Origin of the sequence: Paenibacillus sp. NPDC057967 (assembly GCF_042887015.1) — a bacterium.
In the GTDB taxonomy this organism is placed as follows: Bacteria; Bacillota; Bacilli; order Paenibacillales; family Paenibacillaceae; genus Pristimantibacillus.
In genome coordinates this window covers 63,945-81,734 of the sequence record NZ_JBHVQB010000009.1, presented here as the reverse complement: position 1 = coordinate 81,734, position 17,790 = coordinate 63,945, and the positions used below count along the sequence as shown (strand labels likewise).

The following is a 17,790-nucleotide window of genomic DNA, read 5'->3' as shown; positions in this document are numbered from 1 at the left end:
CTCTTCTCCTTCCAATTACCTAACGCTCTTACCGATTAAGTAATGCTGCTTTGGCTTACGCCACAGGCCATATTATAAGGAGTTCGGAATAATAAAGAGTCCTACCAAAGTAGTACAAATGCGAAAAAAGGGATACGATATTCATCGCATCCCCATTCATGTTCCGTTTTTAAAACAAATGAAAAGCCCGACCGCGTGAGGTCGGGCTTTTCATGGTGAAGAAGACGATCAGATTTCAACTCTGTCTGAGGACAACACCACATCGAATTGTACGGATGCTGTCACTGCTTAGACTGATTAAAACTCGTGTTCTCCAAGATCGCAAGCATTTTCTCGCCTTTCTCCATAAGAGAATTGCATTGAACACACACCGGTTGTGCCTTAAAAACAAAGTTATCCCTCGTCCATCCGTTGCACTCTTTATTGGTGCATGACCAAATAGCTGTTAATTCCACTGGAAGATCATCCATTGGTCTTTTCCGTGAATAATACAAGCCGCATCCCCCTTTTATCCTGGTATCATTGACGAAAAAAAAGCCCCATCACTAGGTCTGGGGCACTGTAATTATTTTGTAATTCTACAGTTTTACAACGTTTTCGGCTTGTGGGCCACGATTGCCTTGTACCACGTTAAATTCAACGCGTTGGCCTTCGTCCAGCGATTTGAAGCCGTCACCAGTGATTGCGCTGAAGTGAACGAATACGTCGTTGCCGCCTTCAACCTCGATGAAGCCAAATCCTTTTTCTGCGTTAAACCATTTTACTGTACCTTGTTCCATGACTTATTACCTCCATATTTTCCATTTTGAAATGTCATTAAAATTTTGAAAAAAAAATCACACATCGTACAAGGTTACACATTAAAATCATAACCCTCTACAATATGTGCTCTCAGGTCGAAATTCCAATATACTAATCATAACACATCCACCACTGACTTACAACTCACTTCTTCACGTTATGTGCGCAGCTGCTCTCCGCAACTCCGCATGAACATCATTAAGGTTGCCATTAATAAAATGGTTACCACAAACATTGCAATAACCGCCACAATAAATAATGGAGGAATGATGATCAGGACAAATAAGAACAGGCTGGCGATTTGATAAATTAAAAAATAAGTCCATTTCTTATTTGCTTCTTCCGTAATGCCAGGTTGATTCTGCCTTGTTGCCATGTCTTTGATCCCCATAAGCAAATGGTAAACGATTAATAGAAGCAGAATAATTGAAACAAGCCCCACGATGATGCCTAACGGATTAAAATAGAAACTCTCGCCCTGATTAGGTCGCTCATAAATCGAAAATACGGAAAGAACGACCATAATCATATTGTACGTCTTCCCCTTGGTAAAATGATCACTATGTGCCGCGAACGCTAGAAAACCCATCGTGAACAGGATATACCCAATAATATCCGGCATAATATCAATTCCCTGAATTCTGAAGTCAAACATGATAAATAAAAATCCCCAGAAAAACTTGCTAAAGCCCTCTTGTACCATAAGCCCTCCTGTAATCCCGACTTCATAAAGCATATGCCAATTTTTCGTAGAGCTGTTATTATCATACCAGATAATGGGCGATCGGAGCGTGAACTTCCCATTTTTAACGGATTGATCCGATTCCAGACTCATCATGATCTCTTTGGCTATAGGAGTGTGAACCCGTCACTTAATATGCTTGAAGCCTTGAATCAGCTGTTGCTTGTGCTCCGACGGCTTATAGTCTGCCACAATGTGCTTAACAAGTGCCTCAAGCGGCAACTGGACAAATAGTTGGGCAGCCTGCTCCCGCTTATCCATAATCACTTCCGGAAGCACAACCTTGCCGATTCGTATCGAAACCTCACTCAAAAATCTCTCAAACCGAAATGGTAGTTTTTCGAGAGTTCTTTCACGTATGATAGTAGCTATAGGGTGAAGATACAAGCTGTAGACGGCGTGCTGAACCTACGCGAGCTGGCTGATTCTCCGTTCGTATCATTAGCTGGCAAATGGAATTTTATAACCGAATCCTTTGTCACCCCGTCCAAATTCATACAGGAAGCCAATCGAGCCCATAGAACAGCCGGATGCGCTCCTGCTGGAGTCAAAAGGGTACTTGTGGGCATATCGGTTGGAATGAGGGAATTTGAGGGTGTGCATATACATAAATCCACACAAAAAACCCGGCCATATACGGCTGGGTTTTATGGTGATAGCGAGCAAACCTTTATCGTGAATACTCCTGTACAACTTCATACATTTTTTCGGGCCTTAATAAAGTGCTAATGGAATCTTCCGTTTGAAGAGTCAGAGCCGCGCCGGCAAGTCCCAGCTGGCATGCGCTATACAGCGATTCATTGTTCATAATGCCATACATGGCACAAGAAGCAAAAGCGTCGCCAACCCCTGTGATATCTACAATATCCGTTAGAAAAGAAGGCAAGTGCCCTGATTCCTCCGAAGAGGAATAATAGGCCCCCTGATCGCCCAGTGTGATAATCACATTTTTAACGCCGCGCGCTCTAATCTTTTCACATGCGATTCCACAATCCTCGATGGAGTCGATCTTCATGTCGGCAAGCACCTCTGCTTCAACCCGGTTCGGGAGCAGCAGCTCTACTCCGTCAAGCCGATAAGGAAGCTTATGTGTCTTGGCTACAGATGCAGGGTCTATGTACAAAGGAATATGTTCATCGGCACAGCGTTTGATGATATAGCTTATACAGTCCTTGGGAATATTCGTATCCAAAAAAACAGCTTGAGCGGAAATAATATGGGACCATTTCTCCTCGAACATGGATACGGTCATTTTTTCGTATATGTGCATATCATCCATCGAGACTACACTCTCTCCCGTTGGGTCCAGTAGAGTGATGAAAATCCCCGTTCGCTCAGTCGGCATCACCCAAACTTGGCTGACATCAACACCTTGGCTTTTGATTTCATTCAGGATCCAGTTGCCCTCTTTGTCGTCTCCAACACAGGTCATAATGGACGTATTACAGCGGAGCCGGCTTAAATTTTCTACAACGTTGCGTGCCGCTCCGCCGCAAGATTCGTTGATTTTGACCGGATTGGAGGAAGAAAAACTGACCGTCTGATTCGAGCGCGCAATCTTGTCAATGTTAGCCCCTCCGATACAAACAATTGACGATTCCTCCCGTAAAATATAGGCCCGTCCTTTAATTTCACCGCGTCTGGTCAAGCTGGCAATATAATTGGCAACCGTCGGACGGGATAAACCAACCTTAGCGGATAACTCTTGCTGTGATATAAAAGGATTCATTCTTATATAGTCCAAAATTTGCTGTTCTTTATCCACGAAGCAACCCCATTTCTACTTGTCATCCTTAAGTACCAACCTCGTGTATGTTCCCTATCTTTATTATACAACTAAATCTACCTCCAGAATAAATTCATGCAGCTGTGGCATGCGAAATTTAGCATGATGTATGGCTTGTCAGGCATATTCATGAACCTGATCAAATTTTGCATATTGACATCTCAACATGAAAGCGTATACTAAACATATGTTTTCAATATAAACTTTTGTTTGTTCGAATTTAGGGGGTGTAAATTGGCTGTTAGTTATGGTGAGGACAAGTCAATCTTGCATGAGACATTGGCATTAACATGGAGGAGATATACATGAATTTTATTTTCTTGCTAACTGGCCTTCTTCTTGTTTTTATTATTGGTTTCTTAGTAAGCAACAATCGCAAAAAAATAAAATACAAACGTGTTCTGATCATGTTAGCCGTACAAATCCTTTTGGTGTACTTCATGATGAACACGAGCATAGGAATCACTGCGATTACAAAAGTGGGCTTGCTTTTTGAAAAGCTGATGAGCATTGCCAATGCCGGCATCCAATTTGTATTTGGAGGCATGGCAAATGAGGGTCAAACTCCGTTTTTCCTTGGCGTGTTAATGCCGCTTGTTTTCATGTCTGTACTAATCGGAATTCTGAATTACATCAAGGTTTTGCCTTTCATCATCAAATATTTAGGCCTGTTCCTTAGCAAAATTACCGGTATGGGCAGACTTGAAAGCTATTTTGCCATATCTACATCTGCGCTTGGACAGCCGGAAGTCTTCTTGACCATTCTCAAGCAAATCCCGCTTCTGTCCAAAGAAAGACTCTATACCATTTGTACATCCGCAATGAGCGCAATAAGCATGGCGATGGTTGGCGCATACGCCAATATGCTGGAGCCTAAATTTGTTGTAACGGCTGTTGTCTTGAATATTTTCAGCGCTCTTATCGTGGCCAATATTATTAACCCCTATGATCTGGATGAGAATGAGGACTTGGTTGAAGTTGAGGAAAAAGAACGGCTTCCTTTCTTCCGAATGGTCGGAGAGAGCGTCACGGATGGTTTTAAAATCGCCATTATTGTTGGCGCCATGCTGCTAGGATTTATCTCCCTAATGGAAATGGTGAATGTGATTTTCCAAAGCACATTGCACATCTCATTCGATACGGTTATTGGTTATATCTTCGCGCCAATCGCTTTCCTGATGGGTGTTCCATGGTCAGAAGCGGTACAAGCTGGCGGCATTATGGCGACCAAGCTGATTACGAATGAATTTGTAGCGATGTTGAGTTTTGGCAATATGACAGGTGAATTCTCATCCAGGACGGTTGCTATTGTATCTGTCTATCTGGTTAGCTTCGCTAACTTCGGAACGCTCGGCATTATTTCCGGCTCCATCAAAGCGATTAGCGACAAGCAAGGAGATCATGTTGCGAAGTTTGCTCTTAAATTGCTGCTGGGCTCAACGTTGGCTTCTGTTATTTCAGGCACCATGATAGGTCTAGTCATGTAAATAAAACTTAGAGGTGAAAGATAATGACATCAAGAAAAATTATTTTGGATTGTGACCCCGGACATGATGACGCCATTGCAATTATTTTAGCTGCTGCTCAGCCGCAGTTGGAGATATTAGCCATTACAACGGTTTCCGGAAATGCAGAAATCGATAAGACAACTCAAAATGCGCTGAAGGTTTGTGATTTGATTTCATTAAATAAGGTCATTGTCTCGAAAGGGGCAAGCGAGCCAATGGTTCGGTTACGCGAAACGGCGCCCGGCATTCATGGAGATTCCGGCTTGGACGGTCCTGAGCTGCCTGAACCTTCCCGCAGCTGGAGCGAGGAACATGGCGTCGACACCATTATCAGACTTGTGAAAGAGTCCGCAGAGCCTGTAACCCTGCTTCCGACAGGACCATTAACCAATATTGCCTTAGCTTTAACGAAAGCTCCGGAAATTAAAAGCAATATTGAAGAGATTGTCCTTATGGGCGGCGGTACTTTCGGCAACTGGACACCAACAGCTGAATTTAACATTTGGGCTGATCCAGAGGCCGCAAGAAAAGTTTTTGAAAGCGGTATTCCAACTGTAGTGATGGGTCTGGATATTACGCATCAAGCTCTAGCAACCAAAGAAGTGATTGAAGAAGTCAATGGAATCGATAACCGTGTTGCTAAAATCGTCGGCGAGCTATTAGTATTTTTCGCCTCCACATACAAGGAAATGTTCGATTTTGACGGAGCGCCGGTACACGATGTATTGACTGTAGCCTATCTTGTTGCACCAGAATTGTTCAAAATGAAAGATGTGAATATTGTCGTGGAAACAAAAGGTGAATACACAGCAGGAACAACATTAGTTGATCTGCATGGGGTTACGGGCAGAGAAGTGAATGCGAAGTTTGGCCTGGAGCTTGATGTAGACGGTTTCTGGAAACTAATGATTGACGCACTTAAAACCTATTAAATCTAATCATCAAGAAAATAGATAGAGCAATTCAAGAGCGTGCTTACACGGATCTGCCCACAGTGGCTCCTTGTAAGCACGCTGAATCTGTAGGAGTTGAAACCATGAAAAGACCTAACATAGTTGTTGTTGGCAGTTTAAATATGGATATCGCAGTTGAGGCGGAGCGTGCCCCGCTTATGGGAGAGACGCTTATGGGAAATGGCGTCCATTTCATTCCAGGCGGGAAAGGCGCCAATCAAGCCGTGGCCGCTGCCAGGCTTGGCGCTCGCACCACAATGATCGGTGCGGTGGGCAGTGACAGCTTTGGAGCAGAGCTTCGGAATTCTCTGGAGAAAAGCGGAGTCGACGTTGTCGGGATCAAAACGGCGGAAGGCATTTCGACTGGCATTGCCACAATACTTCTCGCGCAAGGAGATAATCAGATTGTGGTCGTCCCAGGTGCGAATGCCTACTGTCTCCCAGCAGACGTGTACCAGCATGAAGCTCTCCTTGCAAAAGCCGATGTGGTGCTTCTGCAATTAGAGATCCCTCTGAAGACAGTAATTGCCGCGGCAGAAGTCGCCAAGCAACATGGCCGAACGGTTATTTTAAATCCAGGCCCAGCCAGGGACTTGCCGGAAGAGCTATTGAAGAACACGGACTACATCACCCCGAATCGTTCGGAGCTCGGCTTGTTAACAGGAATGGATACATCGGGGGAGCAGTGGAAAGAAGCAACGAAACGTTTGTTGGAAATGGGTCCACGTCATATTATCACTACATTAGGTTCGCAAGGTTCGGGCTATATGAACCCGGATATGCAGATAACGGCCATCCCGGCATACCGGGTTCCCGTCATCGATACGACCGGAGCAGGGGATTGCTTCAATGGCGGATTGGCTTACGCATTAGCCGCAGGAGGTAACCTGGATAGCGCCGTTCGCTTTGCAACCAAGGCTTCCGCTCTAGCGGTCACCAAATTCGGCGCCCAAGCCGGTATGCCCTCGCTTGAAAAAGTGGAGACGTTCGACTGGACAGCCGTATATGCATGACGATAAATGATGGTACAGATAGTATGAGGAAGCAGCTTCTTCATTGTTAATAAAAAGCCCAGCAGCTATATTAGCTGCTGGGCTTCTCATAGCGAAAAATCAGTAACGCCCTTTTTAGAGGCATATTTCAACGTATAAGTTCCATCTTCTATTCCGTATGGCAACGCAGCTATTTTTATCCGCGTATAATCAAGCCTGCTCTCTCTTAACACTCTTTTGATTAAGGCTATGCTCCGCTCTTCTTCCGTCACGATACAAAATAGATTAAGCACATACTTTTTCGGGTCGGACATGCACTTCCCCATATCGAAGCCATCGACAGAGCCTAACTCAGCATCCGCCAGAGAGGCCTCCAAATATTCCATGACTTTATCTTTTAACCAATGGTCACGCTCGCTGCCTTTGGCACTTTTCAGAGGGTACTGCACGACTAGCCAGAACTTTTCACTCACTCAGCTTCACCAGCCTATAGACACGTAATTTATATTGCACAAAAAGCGTATGGGCCTTGCCCTTCAAGGGACTTACTTCATTTATTATAACAAAGTTTTTTCAAATGGGATGTTTTTCTAATGCTTCTGCTGTAGTTGCAGTTGAGAATAATGGTTTGACAGAGCGGTTGAGATAATCGTTTCATACCCGTTGTTGTATTAGTATCATGGTGTTGTTTATGATAAAAGAACTAAGGACAGTCGGCAACCCACAACTATAAGAATTCACAACCACATGGGGTAGTCGAATTACGTTTAACCAAACGAATGTGTTTCAATAATAAATGATGATGACGGATAACGATGTTCCGTATAGGAGGAGCAATCATGGCAGAGACCCTGTTAGTGGTAGAGGATGAGCGAAAAATTGCAAGGCTGCTGCAAATCGAGCTGGAAAGCGAAGGCTACCAGGTTCGAGTAGCATTGGACGGAACAGCGGGCTGGACGGCATTCCTCGAAGGGGGCATTGATCTGATCTTGCTGGACGTTATGCTTCCCGGCATTAGCGGGATCGAGCTGTTGCGGCGCATTCGCTCCGCTGATGCCGACACGCCTGTCCTGCTGCTGACGGCCAAGAGCGCAGTCGAAGACAAGGTATCCGGCCTCGATCTTGGAGCAAACGATTACATCACGAAGCCCTTCGAAATCGAAGAGCTGTTCGCGCGCATTCGCACCGCTTTGCGTCTGGCTGCGCGTACGGAACAGCAGTCGCCTCCCGAAGAGTGGCTGACGGCTGACGATTTAAAGGTTAATTTACAATCGAGGGAAGTCATGCGAGGCGGAAAAGAGCTGGACCTTACGCAACGGGAATTTGATCTGCTTGCGTATTTGCTTCGCAATAAGCGGCTTGTGCTGAACCGCGATCAGATTTTAGCTGAAGTGTGGGGATATGATTACGCCGGGAATACGAACGTCGTGGATGTCTATATCCGGTATGTCCGCAAAAAAGTAGACGAGGGCTACGGGAAAGAGCTTATTCATACCGTCAGAGGAATCGGCTATGTCCTGAAGGAAACGCCATGAAGCTGAGCAGCAAAATTCATTTATACTCCTCTGTCCTGTTCGCCTCACTGCTTCTGGCGGCCAATATAACGGTTTACTTTGTTTTTTATTCGCTAACGATTAAGCAGGAGCTGCATGCCTTAGCGGCCGAAACGGAACAAGCGGCGGAAGCCATCCGAGCTTCTAATAACCCGCTCGCGACAGAGGAGCTTCTTCGGGCTTATGTACCAGTGTCGGGCATGATCAGACTTGCGCAAGAAATGCCTAGCGGCGGAGCCGGATTGCTCGTGACTTCTTCATCCGAAACGGCGCTAAGCAAGCAACCATCAGCTTATTCTCCTCAGCGAATCGTAGAGAAGGTCCAGATTGGCCAGAGGGACTACGGTTACGCCTCCATCCCCATTATTGCTGCAGACGGCGCGGTTGCAAATGTACAAATAACGAAAAGCATGGCTGAGTTGACTTCGTTACTTGCTATGCTGCGGCTGGTGCTCCTTGTTGTATCCATAGCTGTTATTATTATTGTTCTTCTATCCAGCGGCTTGCTAAGCCGGTTAATTATGCGTCCGATTGGCGCCATGACCCGAACGATGAAGGAGATTGCCCGTAGCGGCAAATTCGTTCGTCTAGAGCAGCATGTGAAGTCCAAGGATGAGCTTGCGCAAATGGGCGAGACATTCAATGAAATGATCGGTTTGCTGGAGAACAGCTTTCACAAGCAAGAGCAATTCGTATCGAATGCTTCTCATGAACTGAAGACGCCGCTGACCATTATCGAAAGCTATGCCCGTCTGCTGCAGCGAAGGGGGCTGGATAGGCCGGAGTTATTCGAAGAATCCGTCGAAGCCATCCGGTCGGAAGCGGTGCGAATGAAAGGAATGACCGAGCAGCTGCTGTTGCTTGCCACCCCGAACCGTCATCAGGAGCATGAACGAAGTGTGATCGAATTGCTGCCGGAGGTTGAACAAGCAGCCGCCGGATTTCGGCGCGCATACAAAAGAGACATTGACGTTCAAGCCTCTGCTGAACCGGTATATGCTTATACGAATGCCGATCAGTTGAAGCAGCTCCTGTTTATTTTGCTCGATAATGCCAGGAAATATAGTAAGGATCGAATTGATATTGAGCTTGAACGAGACAGCCCCCATAGCCTCATTCGGATAAAAGACCGCGGGATCGGCATTCCAGCCGCAGAATTGCCGCATGTGTTCGAACGATTTTATCGGGTGGACCCGTCGCGCAGCAGAGATCAGGATTCCGAGGGCGGAACGGGCCTGGGCTTGTCCCTGGCCCAAGAAATCAGCCGGGCGATCGGAGCGGACATTGTGCTGACCAGTGAAGAAGGCAAAGGGACGACGGCTACCCTTCTTTTGCCCCTGCCCCAGCAAGAGTAACGATTCTCATGAAATTGTAATGAACAGCGGTTATTGTAGGTAAGGCAGATGCGGAAGTGAGGGATGATGATGGGAAAACGGACCGTAAGAACGGTGATTGCGCTCCTTGCACTCGCGTTGATTATATTAGGGGGTATACTCCTTTTTGCGAATTCGCGATCAAGCGGCGATAAGCTGTTGTCCCAAGAGGAAGCAGAGAAAACAATACTCGAGCAGTATGATGGCAATATCGTTCATACAACCGTAGAGGGGCATGCCTATGTTGTGCAATTGCGGTCAGACAAAGGCCTATATGAGCTGACGATAGACAGAGCCACTGCCGCTATTGAAGCTATCCGCCAGATTGAGCAGTTCACGGAGACTCCCGGCAAGCCTGCGGAGACACCGGTGCCATCGGAGACGGCCAAGCCAAGCCAGTCACCGCCGCCGGAGAAATCGCCAAATCCGTCCGTATTGCTAGAAGAAGCCGACGCCATCAACATTGCGCTGGAGAAAGTTAGCGGCACGCTGAAAGAAGTAGAGCTGGAGCAAGAAGGCGGCAAATGGTATTACTTTGTAGAGCTTGAGACACAAGACGGACGTGAAGCAACCGTGCAATTGCACGCCGGTTCCGGCAAGGTCCAATCGGTAACATGGGATGACGACGATGATGAGGACGATTCGGATTAGTTTATCATCAAATTCTAATGTGGCTGTAATTTCACTCTTAGAAAGCATGTGTAAAGTAATAAGTGTGAGATGAGCAAGCCATTACGAAAGGATGATAAGAATGAAGAAAAAAGGATTAATTGTGGCCATCGTCGCTTTTGCAGTCATTGGAGGCACCAGCGCTGCCTTCGCATCGGGAGCCGTACCTTACATTGGGAAGGATAAAGCTGCAAAAGCAGCGCTGAAAGAAGTGCCTGGTACCGTTACTGAGCTTGATTTGGAGCATAAGAATGGCAAGGCCTATTATGAGGTTGAAGTGCAAAAGAAAGACAGCCGCGAGGATACGGATGTATACATCGATGCCACTTCAGGAAAAGTGCTGGCTGTCCATGATGATCGTGATGACGATCGCAAGAAGCCGTCCGTAACTGCGAAGCCGGAAGCGAATGCAAATGCGAGCGGAAGTGCAAAGAATACTGCTGCTGGCGCAAAAGTGATCACAAAAGAACGGGCAATCGAGCTGGCCCAACAAGCGGTTAAGGGCGAAGTGATTAAAGTGGAGAAAGAACGGGATGACGGCATTCAGAAGTATGAAGTGAAGCTTAGAACAAGCGAAGGCACAGCCGAAGTAGAGCTTCATGCGGCGACTGGCAAAGTCCTTTCAATTGATTATGACCGCTATGATGATGACGATCATGATGACGATGACGATGACGACTTTGATGACGATGATGACTACTACGAGGATGACAGTCGTGATCGGAAGTAAATGAGTGAATTTAGGCATAGAACAGCCCAGTCCATATGAGGACTGGGCTGTTCGGGATAATCCCCTTCATTCAGTAACCGTGCATTCAGGAGTACCATTTAGCGCGATTTCGACGATGCCATCCACCGATCGGATGTCGAATTTCAGAACTTGGCCCGTGTCTGGCGCTTGGACAAGTCCAGTTTCGAGAGAGATTTTGAGGTCCCGGAGCGGACAATAAATATAATGTCCGCTCACGATCGCTTCAGCCAGAGTCCCGCCTTTGGAATGCGGCGTTCGATTCTCAAGCGCGTAAAGATTCCCGTCCGTCGTTCGAAATACGGCAATCTGACCATTGCCCATTTGCACTTCCTGACCCAAGCCGACTGGAAAGTCTTCAATCGGACCTATGGGAGCGAATGTCGCCTTGTCGGTTCCAAGCATGGTATCTCCTCCTCTTATAACTGTGGTTGAATCGGATGATAAAGCTTTTGGCGGAGCTCTTCATTCTCGAGCACTTCCTGCCAAGGATCGCGCAAGTCTTCAAGCGCTTGGCTCAACCGGCCAATCAGGCTTACCCGTCCGATCCGATCTTCTACAACTGCTCTCCGCACGTTGTACAGGCCGATACGTTCCACAAAATCTGAAGTGCGTTCTGCATAATTAGCGTTTTCGCGATAGTATTGAATGAACGCGTCGCAAATATCGACTAGTTCCTCATCCGATTTTACCTTGCAAAAAGGATCCGCAGCTCTTAATTTGATACCACCGTTACCTCCTACGAAGATCTCCCAGCCTCCGTCGTTGCCTACGATCCCAATGTCTTTCGTCCCCGACTCGGCACAGTTCCGCGGACACCCGTTTACGGCCATTTTGAATTTTGCTGGCATCCATAGGCGTTCATAACGATGTTCGAGTTCGATTCCGAGGCCGATCGAATCTTGGGTTCCGAAGCGGCAAAATTGAGATCCCACACAGGTTTTGACGGTACGAAGCGATTTGGCGTAGCCGTATCCAGAGGGCATGCCAAGATCAGCCCAGATAGCAGGCAAATCCTCTTTCTTTACGCCAAGCAGGTCCAAGCGCTGTCCACCCGTCACCTTCACCATTTTCACATCGTATTTGTCCGCCACGTTGGCGATCTTTCGCAGTTCGTCAGGCGAAGTCACGCCGCCATACATTCGCGGAATGACGCTGAACGTGCCGTCCTTCTGGATATTGCCATGCAGACGCTCATTCACGAAACGCGAATCCTTCTCGTCTTCATGTTCTTCTGGCCAAATCATGCCAAGGTAATAGTTCAGCGCGGGACGGCACTTCGAACAGCCTTCCGGTTCATTCCATCCCAAGACGATCATGACTTCACGGACATGCGTCAAATGCTTCTCTCGAATAGATGCAACAATTTCGTCGCGTGTAAGCGGTGTGCATCCGCAGATGCCGGGCTTCTTGGCGGCCGACTTGTCGTATCCATCTCCAAGAGCGTATTGCAACAATTGTTCTACTAGCGGCCTGCAGCCTCCGCAAGATCGGGTCGCTCCGGTACATACTTTGATCTGTTCCACCGAATCCCAGCCTTCTTCCCGGATCCCTCGAACGATAACCCCTTTCGTCACACCGTTGCAGCCACATACGATTTCTTCGTCCGCCATCGTTTCAACGGCTGAAGCTTTCGCTGTCCCTCCGCAGCATTCTCCACCGCCGAACAGTTGCTTGTATAGGTCATCCGTCATCTCCTTGCCTTCCCGGATGCAGCGGGTTAGAATGGCGGAGTCGTTCACATCGCCGTAAAGAACGGCACCAACGATTTTATTGCCTTCGAGCAGCACCTTTTTATAGATGCCTTTCCAGTCGTCGTGAATGCGTAAAACGCGATGTGTCTCCGTCTCTGCATATACACCTGCCGAAAAGACGTCCACACCTGAAATCTTCAGCTTTGTCGAGACTGAAGAGCCTATATATGGAGCCGTTTCAGCCTCAGCCAACTTTTTCGCAAGTATCGTTCCCTGCTCATACAACGGGGCCACAAGACCGTAACAGACGCCGCGATGCTCGCAGCATTCCCCGACCGCATAAACATCCGGGATGCTGGTTTGCATGTAATCGTCCACTTTGATGCCGCGCGCAACCTCGATACCGCTAGCCCTCGCCAGTTCAGTGTTCGGTACGATGCCGGCCGCCATCACCACCAAATCGGCCGCCAGCTCGGTGCCGCCCTCGAACTTAAGACCGGTAACCCGGGAATCACCTGTTAGTTCTACCGTTTTCTTGCCCATCGCGAACTTGATCCCTTGCCGTTCCAGCTCCGTCTTGAGCATGGCAGACGATGCGGGATCCAACTGACGCTCCATCAAAGTATCGAACAAATGAACGACCGTCGTATCCATTCCGAGCTGCACCAGCCCCTTGGCCGCTTCCAGGCCAAGTAAACCGCCGCCGATTACGGTTGCTCTCTTGAATAGCTTCGACGCATCGATCATGGTGTGGCAGTCGGCAATATCTCTGAAACCGATGACTCCTTCCTTATCCGCACCCGGAACGGGCAGTACGAACGGTAAGGAACCGGTAGCCAATATTAAAACCTCATACTCGGCCCACTCTCCTGCATCCGTGTACACGCGTTTGGCAACAGAATCGATTCGAACAATTTTCTTGCCTGTATGCAGCGTGATTCCGTTTTCTTCATACCAGCTGAGATCGTTCATAATGATGTCGTTTACCGATTTACTGCCTTCTAGTACATAGGACAATTGAATGCGGTTATAGTTGGGATAAGGTTCTGACCCGTAGACCGTAATATCAAATGCTCTTGTTAGCTTTAGTATTTGTTCTAACGTGCCAATGCCGGCCATTCCGTTCCCGATGAGAACTAGTTTTTTCTTTTTTTCGCGATTCGTCACGTTCATTCGCCTCCACTATGGGACTCTAACGTCATATTAACGGACGGACGAAGACATGGATGTGAAGATTGTCACACTAGAATAAAAACATAACTTCTCAAGCTTCAATATAGCCATCTCAAGCTCTATTCCCTACAAGCCCCCGCTAGATAAAGCTCATCCCTAAAATAACGAAGGATATGGCAGGATAAGAGAAAAAATTGTCGAACAACTTATGAGATTGGGATATTTTATTCATTGACATTCATCACACCAGGACCAAGGGAGAGGAACGGCTTCATGTTAAAACTTAAGAATCGTCTGGCTGTAAAATTATCCATCAGTATTCTGGCGCTGCTCATCATTTTGTCAGCCACTCTCATCTACATGCAAATCCACAACATTAAGAAGGCTAGCAACGAAACGATCGGCAGCTTCAGTATTCACATAGCCGAAGCATACGCGCAACGATTCGACTTGGATGCCTACAAACAATTTTTGAATGATCCGCAAGAAAACGATTTGTATTGGAGCATCCGCGAAGAGATGGATCAATTCCGCTCCCAGATAGGCGCACAGTATGTATATACGTTTACGATTGACGACAAAAGACAGCCTATCCTGCTTATTGACGGACAACCTAAGGAATCGGATTCCGCCTCACCAATTGGGGAAATCACCGACGTGCCCGAATCATCTATTAGCGCGTTGCTGAACGGGGAATCGTCGAAGAGCGACGTGATCCGCAACCTCGTGTACGGAGATTATATATCTTCATATGCGCCTCTTCACGATACGGACGGAACGATGATCGGAGTGTTAGGCATCGATACCAATGTGTCCGTTGCAGCCACGATTCATCGGGAGATCATGAAAAACAGCAACCCGTTATTTATTTTGATGGGATGTTTAACCTTGCTGATTTTTGTTCTGATTGCGTGGTTCATGTTCAGAGCTCTGCGACCGCTGCGTCTTATCGTAGGCGGTGCAGAAGCCATTGCTCAAGGCGATCTCGCGGAAGCGAAGGCGATTCTGCTCAGCACAAGTGTGAAGTCCAGCGATGAAATCGGACAGGCGCATTCCGCAATGAACAAAATGCTGGAGCGGCTGGGAGCCACCCTCGGCGATGTCCTTGGCAATATTGCTGTAACGACAGATGATCTCGTCCATTCTACCGAGCGATTCAGCTTGGAGGTAAACCAACTGGTCTCCTTGAATCAGCAGCTCGAGCATTCCATTACAGAACTGGCGGACGGAGCGCAGCATCAACGTATAGCAGCCGAAGAGAGTGCAAAATCCATGGAGGAAATTATTGTTGCCATCCAGCGAGTGTCCGAAGCCTCCGCCGATGTATCCAACGCTTCCGGTGAAGCATTGGAAACGGTCGAAGACGGACGCAGCTCCATCAACGGATTGAAGGAGCAAGTTGCTTTAATGTCTCAAGTTGTCAACCAGACAACAACCTCCGTACAAGTGCTGAATACTTACATGGTGGAAATTGAGCCTGTTCTTCATTCGATTTCCAGCATTGCCGATCTCACCAAGCTGCTTGCGCTTAATGCTTCTATTGAAGCTGCGCGAGCAGGCGAGCATGGCTCAGGCTTTGCTGTCGTTGCCGGTGAAGTGCGCAAGCTAGCGGAATCCTCCTCGGTCTCCGCAGCGCATATTACCTCGCTGTTGCAGCAAATCCAGCAGGAATCCTCGCAGATCGGATCGTGGATGCTGAAAGAAAGCGATGAAATGGCGAAAAGCACAAAGCTGTTCAACCAAGTGGAATTGCTGTTCAACCATACCGCTGATCGGTTTTTGATCGTGAACGAACAAATTCAGGATATTTCAGCCGCTGCCCAAGAGATATCCGCCGGCTCTGAGGAAATCGCCGCATCGGTTGAGCAAATCTCGCAAATCTCCATAACAGCTGCGGAAAACGCGGTCGCCGTCCAATCGATGTCAGCCAATCAGCTAAAAGCTACGAAACGTATAGCCGATACGAGCAAGCAGCTCGAGACCAGGACAACCGGCCTGGAAGAAGCGGTATCGAAATTCAAGCTATAGTCATCTCGTAATAAAGGCAAAAATCCACACCCTTACGCGGTTGTGGATTTTACATTTGGCGGGGGCGAAGCGTGGGTTTGCAAACAGCAATTCTCCAAAATCCACGCATGATCGCTTCCTGCGATGGCGAAGCTAACTTCTACCATGCTACCACCGAGAAACCGGAATAGTAGAGGAAGCCGGCATGGAGCCCGGCTTCCTCATTGATTTCATGTGACCCGTTGAAACTAGGAATTGCGAGAGAGTCGACAGCCAATCGAATCGGACCTAACATCCCTCCGTCGGCTGCTATTTGCGCTTGATGCAATTGATAAAAGATAGGATTCATAACAAAACCTCCAGAGACCGATCCTAAACTAAAAGAAAGTGATAATTATTCTCAATTAAATATAGACAATTAGCGGAACTCTGTCCAGTTTACTTTCCTTTGGGATTACAGCGCAGATGAAGATTGACATATAGCCGATAGCGATTATTTAATCGAAAGAATTCGTGTATTGACAATTGGGAAATAACTTATCATACTAAATATATACATTTGTTTAATAAGTGTAGGGCATCCAGCCGGCAGTTATGATTATCCTCATAATTTATTGATAATGATTATTATTGTCGAAGTCAATACATACACTACTACGCTGATGCAATCTTAGAAGCCGCAAATTCAAGATCGATTATTATAATGAGGTGAGTACCTAATGACGGAGAACCTGGAACTTTATGATGTAACTTTTATTGGCGGCGGCCCTGCGGGGTTATATGGCGCTTTTTACAGCGGAATGCGCGAAATGAAGACAAAAATAATCGACGCCCAGAGTGAGCTGGGGGGCACGATGTTATTTTTTCTGGATAAGATGGTGTGGGATGTTGGAGGAATACCCGCTCTTACGGGCAGGGAGTTGACTGATCAACTGGTTCGTCAGGCCCGCACATTTGACCCGGCGATTGCATTGAGTCAGGAAATTGAAGGACTAGAGCGCCTCGATGACGGCACCTTTATGCTGACCTCCACTGCCGGCGACCGGCACTGGACCAAGACGGTTATTATGGCGATTGGATACGGCGGCCTGCGAAAAGTGAGGAAGCTGGAAATCGAAGGGGCGGAGCGTTATGAACGCTCAAACTTGTATTACACCGTAAAAAACCTCGAGGAATTCCGGGAGAAAAGAGTCTTGATCTCCGGCGGAGGCGATTCGGCTGTAGATTGGGCCAATGAATTGGAGCCGATTGCCGCCAGCGTGACAGTTGTCAACCGGACGGATAAGTTCAAGGGACTTGAACGCAGCATTTCACGAATGAAAGCTTCTGCTGCCGCTCGCACTCACTATCAAATAGAGAAGCTTCATAGTGAAGACGGCCAGGCAATTGATAAGGTCACGATCTGTCACGTAGAAACAGGACTGCGCGAGCAGTTGGACATAGATGTGCTTATCGTCAGCCACGGCGCTACTTATGAATATGGCAAGCTCAGAGATTGGGGGCTAGGTATCGGAAAGGACATTCTTACCGTCACCGATAAAATGGAATCGCAAATGCCCGGTATATTTGCCGCTGGAGATTTTGTAAGCTACGGAGGGAAAGTGAAGTTGATTACCGGAGCATTCAACGATGTTGTGCTTGCCGTCAACAGCGCCAAACAATACATGGATCCGCAAGCGGCGAAAATGGCCCGAATCTCTACCGAGAACGTCCGTTTTGATGAATTGAACAAGCAGTTCGTCAATAACTAGTAGTTGAATCATACTAAAATCTCATGTCAACTATTCGTCT

18 protein-coding genes are annotated in these 17,790 nt (G+C 47.3%); 9 read left to right on the top strand and 9 right to left on the bottom strand.

The features are described from left to right. Positions 1 to 281: 281 nt before the first annotated feature. From ACFVSO_RS22485 to ACFVSO_RS22465, 5 genes are all read right to left on the bottom strand, one after another. Complete coding sequence (locus ACFVSO_RS22485; protein WP_387477783.1) at positions 282 to 494, bottom strand: cold-shock protein; 213 nt, start codon at positions 492 to 494, stop codon at positions 282 to 284. An 84-nt stretch (positions 495 to 578) separates the two neighbouring features. Beyond that, on the bottom strand, positions 579 to 779 hold the full coding sequence (locus ACFVSO_RS22480; RefSeq protein WP_116047398.1) for a cold-shock protein: 201 nt from the start codon (positions 777 to 779) through the stop codon (positions 579 to 581). A gap of 179 nt (positions 780 to 958) precedes the next feature. Next, positions 959 to 1,639: a hypothetical protein gene (locus ACFVSO_RS22475; RefSeq protein WP_387477780.1), complete on the bottom strand. Its 681-nt coding sequence runs from the start codon at positions 1,637 to 1,639 to the stop codon at positions 959 to 961. A 30-nt stretch (positions 1,640 to 1,669) separates the two neighbouring features. Next, positions 1,670 to 1,855, bottom strand: a complete 186-nt coding sequence (locus tag ACFVSO_RS22470) for a hypothetical protein (RefSeq protein WP_387477778.1) — start codon at positions 1,853 to 1,855, stop codon at positions 1,670 to 1,672. 358 nt (positions 1,856 to 2,213) lie between these two features. Then, the gene (locus ACFVSO_RS22465) at positions 2,214 to 3,308 is read right to left on the bottom strand and encodes a carbohydrate kinase (protein WP_387477776.1); all 1,095 of its coding nucleotides are present in this window, start codon (positions 3,306 to 3,308) and stop codon (positions 2,214 to 2,216) included. A gap of 326 nt (positions 3,309 to 3,634) precedes the next feature. Here ACFVSO_RS22465 and ACFVSO_RS22460 point away from each other — a divergent pair, with 326 nt between their 5' ends. The 3 genes from ACFVSO_RS22460 (at position 3,635) to rbsK (ending at position 6,803) form a co-directional block, all read left to right on the top strand. Then, a complete protein-coding gene (locus ACFVSO_RS22460; protein WP_387477774.1) occupies positions 3,635 to 4,816 on the top strand; it encodes a NupC/NupG family nucleoside CNT transporter in 1,182 nt (393 codons plus the stop codon). A 23-nt stretch (positions 4,817 to 4,839) separates the two neighbouring features. Next, on the top strand, positions 4,840 to 5,769 hold the full coding sequence (locus ACFVSO_RS22455; RefSeq protein ID WP_387477772.1) for a nucleoside hydrolase: 930 nt from the start codon (positions 4,840 to 4,842) through the stop codon (positions 5,767 to 5,769). Positions 5,770 to 5,873: 104 nt separating this feature from the next. After that, the gene (gene rbsK / locus ACFVSO_RS22450) at positions 5,874 to 6,803 is read left to right on the top strand and encodes a ribokinase (RefSeq protein ID WP_387477770.1); all 930 of its coding nucleotides are present in this window, start codon (positions 5,874 to 5,876) and stop codon (positions 6,801 to 6,803) included. Positions 6,804 to 6,889: 86 nt separating this feature from the next. Here the strand turns inward: rbsK and ACFVSO_RS22445 are convergent, their stop codons facing one another. Then, positions 6,890 to 7,255: a hypothetical protein gene (locus ACFVSO_RS22445; RefSeq protein ID WP_387477768.1), complete on the bottom strand. Its 366-nt coding sequence runs from the start codon at positions 7,253 to 7,255 to the stop codon at positions 6,890 to 6,892. Between the two features lie 366 nt (positions 7,256 to 7,621). On the opposite strand from ACFVSO_RS22445, the gene ACFVSO_RS22440 reads away from it, so the two are divergent. The 4 genes from ACFVSO_RS22440 (at position 7,622) to ACFVSO_RS22425 (ending at position 11,107) form a co-directional block, all read left to right on the top strand. After that, positions 7,622 to 8,317 (top strand): response regulator transcription factor, encoded by a 696-nt coding sequence (locus tag ACFVSO_RS22440; protein WP_387477765.1) that lies wholly within the window; start codon positions 7,622 to 7,624, stop codon positions 8,315 to 8,317. Continuing rightward, positions 8,314 to 9,690 (top strand): HAMP domain-containing sensor histidine kinase, encoded by a 1,377-nt coding sequence (locus tag ACFVSO_RS22435; RefSeq protein WP_387477762.1) that lies wholly within the window; start codon positions 8,314 to 8,316, stop codon positions 9,688 to 9,690. Before ACFVSO_RS22440 ends, ACFVSO_RS22435 begins: the two co-directional genes overlap by 4 nt. Before the next feature lie 63 nt (positions 9,691 to 9,753). After that, a complete protein-coding gene (locus tag ACFVSO_RS22430) occupies positions 9,754 to 10,359 on the top strand; it encodes a PepSY domain-containing protein (protein WP_387477760.1) in 606 nt (201 codons plus the stop codon). 100 nt (positions 10,360 to 10,459) lie between these two features. Further along, positions 10,460 to 11,107, top strand: coding sequence for a PepSY domain-containing protein (locus ACFVSO_RS22425; protein WP_387477758.1), 648 nt, complete (start codon positions 10,460 to 10,462; stop codon positions 11,105 to 11,107). A 66-nt stretch (positions 11,108 to 11,173) separates the two neighbouring features. Here ACFVSO_RS22425 and nirD read toward each other — a convergent pair whose 3' ends face one another. Together nirD and nirB are read right to left on the bottom strand one after the other, a co-directional pair. Further along, positions 11,174 to 11,530: a nitrite reductase small subunit NirD gene (gene nirD / locus ACFVSO_RS22420; RefSeq protein ID WP_387477756.1), complete on the bottom strand. Its 357-nt coding sequence runs from the start codon at positions 11,528 to 11,530 to the stop codon at positions 11,174 to 11,176. Positions 11,531 to 11,544: 14 nt separating this feature from the next. Beyond that, on the bottom strand, positions 11,545 to 13,986 hold the full coding sequence (gene nirB, locus ACFVSO_RS22415) for a nitrite reductase large subunit NirB (RefSeq protein ID WP_387477754.1): 2,442 nt from the start codon (positions 13,984 to 13,986) through the stop codon (positions 11,545 to 11,547). A 279-nt stretch (positions 13,987 to 14,265) separates the two neighbouring features. On the opposite strand from nirB, the gene ACFVSO_RS22410 reads away from it, so the two are divergent. Further along, the gene (locus tag ACFVSO_RS22410) at positions 14,266 to 16,020 is read left to right on the top strand and encodes a methyl-accepting chemotaxis protein (RefSeq protein ID WP_387477751.1); all 1,755 of its coding nucleotides are present in this window, start codon (positions 14,266 to 14,268) and stop codon (positions 16,018 to 16,020) included. Between the two features lie 139 nt (positions 16,021 to 16,159). On the opposite strand, the gene ACFVSO_RS22405 is transcribed toward ACFVSO_RS22410, so the two are convergent. After that, positions 16,160 to 16,348 (bottom strand): hypothetical protein, encoded by a 189-nt coding sequence (locus ACFVSO_RS22405; protein WP_387477748.1) that lies wholly within the window; start codon positions 16,346 to 16,348, stop codon positions 16,160 to 16,162. A 370-nt stretch (positions 16,349 to 16,718) separates the two neighbouring features. Between ACFVSO_RS22405 and ACFVSO_RS22400 the strand changes: the two genes are divergently transcribed. Further along, positions 16,719 to 17,750 carry an NAD(P)/FAD-dependent oxidoreductase gene (locus tag ACFVSO_RS22400; RefSeq protein WP_387477745.1) on the top strand — a complete coding sequence of 344 codons (1,032 nt, stop codon included), beginning with the start codon at positions 16,719 to 16,721 and terminating at the stop codon, positions 17,748 to 17,750. Positions 17,751 to 17,790: the final 40 nt, after the last annotated feature.

What these genes read in the sequence shown, in the direction of transcription:
- ACFVSO_RS22480 (WP_116047398.1), bottom strand. Translation starts at nt 779, where the DNA reads ATGGAACAAGGTACAGTAAAATGGTTTAACGCAGAAAAAGGATTTGGC.
- ACFVSO_RS22475 (WP_387477780.1), bottom strand. Translation starts at nt 1,639, where the DNA reads ATGATGAGTCTGGAATCGGATCAATCCGTTAAAAATGGGAAGTTCACG.
- ACFVSO_RS22460 (WP_387477774.1), top strand. Translation starts at nt 3,635, where the DNA reads ATGAATTTTATTTTCTTGCTAACTGGCCTTCTTCTTGTTTTTATTATT.
- ACFVSO_RS22455 (WP_387477772.1), top strand. Translation starts at nt 4,840, where the DNA reads ATGACATCAAGAAAAATTATTTTGGATTGTGACCCCGGACATGATGAC.
- rbsK (WP_387477770.1), top strand. Translation starts at nt 5,874, where the DNA reads ATGAAAAGACCTAACATAGTTGTTGTTGGCAGTTTAAATATGGATATC.
- ACFVSO_RS22440 (WP_387477765.1), top strand. Translation starts at nt 7,622, where the DNA reads ATGGCAGAGACCCTGTTAGTGGTAGAGGATGAGCGAAAAATTGCAAGG.
- ACFVSO_RS22435 (WP_387477762.1), top strand. Translation starts at nt 8,314, where the DNA reads ATGAAGCTGAGCAGCAAAATTCATTTATACTCCTCTGTCCTGTTCGCC.
- ACFVSO_RS22430 (WP_387477760.1), top strand. Translation starts at nt 9,754, where the DNA reads ATGATGATGGGAAAACGGACCGTAAGAACGGTGATTGCGCTCCTTGCA.
- ACFVSO_RS22425 (WP_387477758.1), top strand. Translation starts at nt 10,460, where the DNA reads ATGAAGAAAAAAGGATTAATTGTGGCCATCGTCGCTTTTGCAGTCATT.
- nirD (WP_387477756.1), bottom strand. Translation starts at nt 11,530, where the DNA reads ATGCTTGGAACCGACAAGGCGACATTCGCTCCCATAGGTCCGATTGAA.
- ACFVSO_RS22410 (WP_387477751.1), top strand. Translation starts at nt 14,266, where the DNA reads ATGTTAAAACTTAAGAATCGTCTGGCTGTAAAATTATCCATCAGTATT.
- ACFVSO_RS22405 (WP_387477748.1), bottom strand. Translation starts at nt 16,348, where the DNA reads ATGAATCCTATCTTTTATCAATTGCATCAAGCGCAAATAGCAGCCGAC.
- ACFVSO_RS22400 (WP_387477745.1), top strand. Translation starts at nt 16,719, where the DNA reads ATGACGGAGAACCTGGAACTTTATGATGTAACTTTTATTGGCGGCGGC.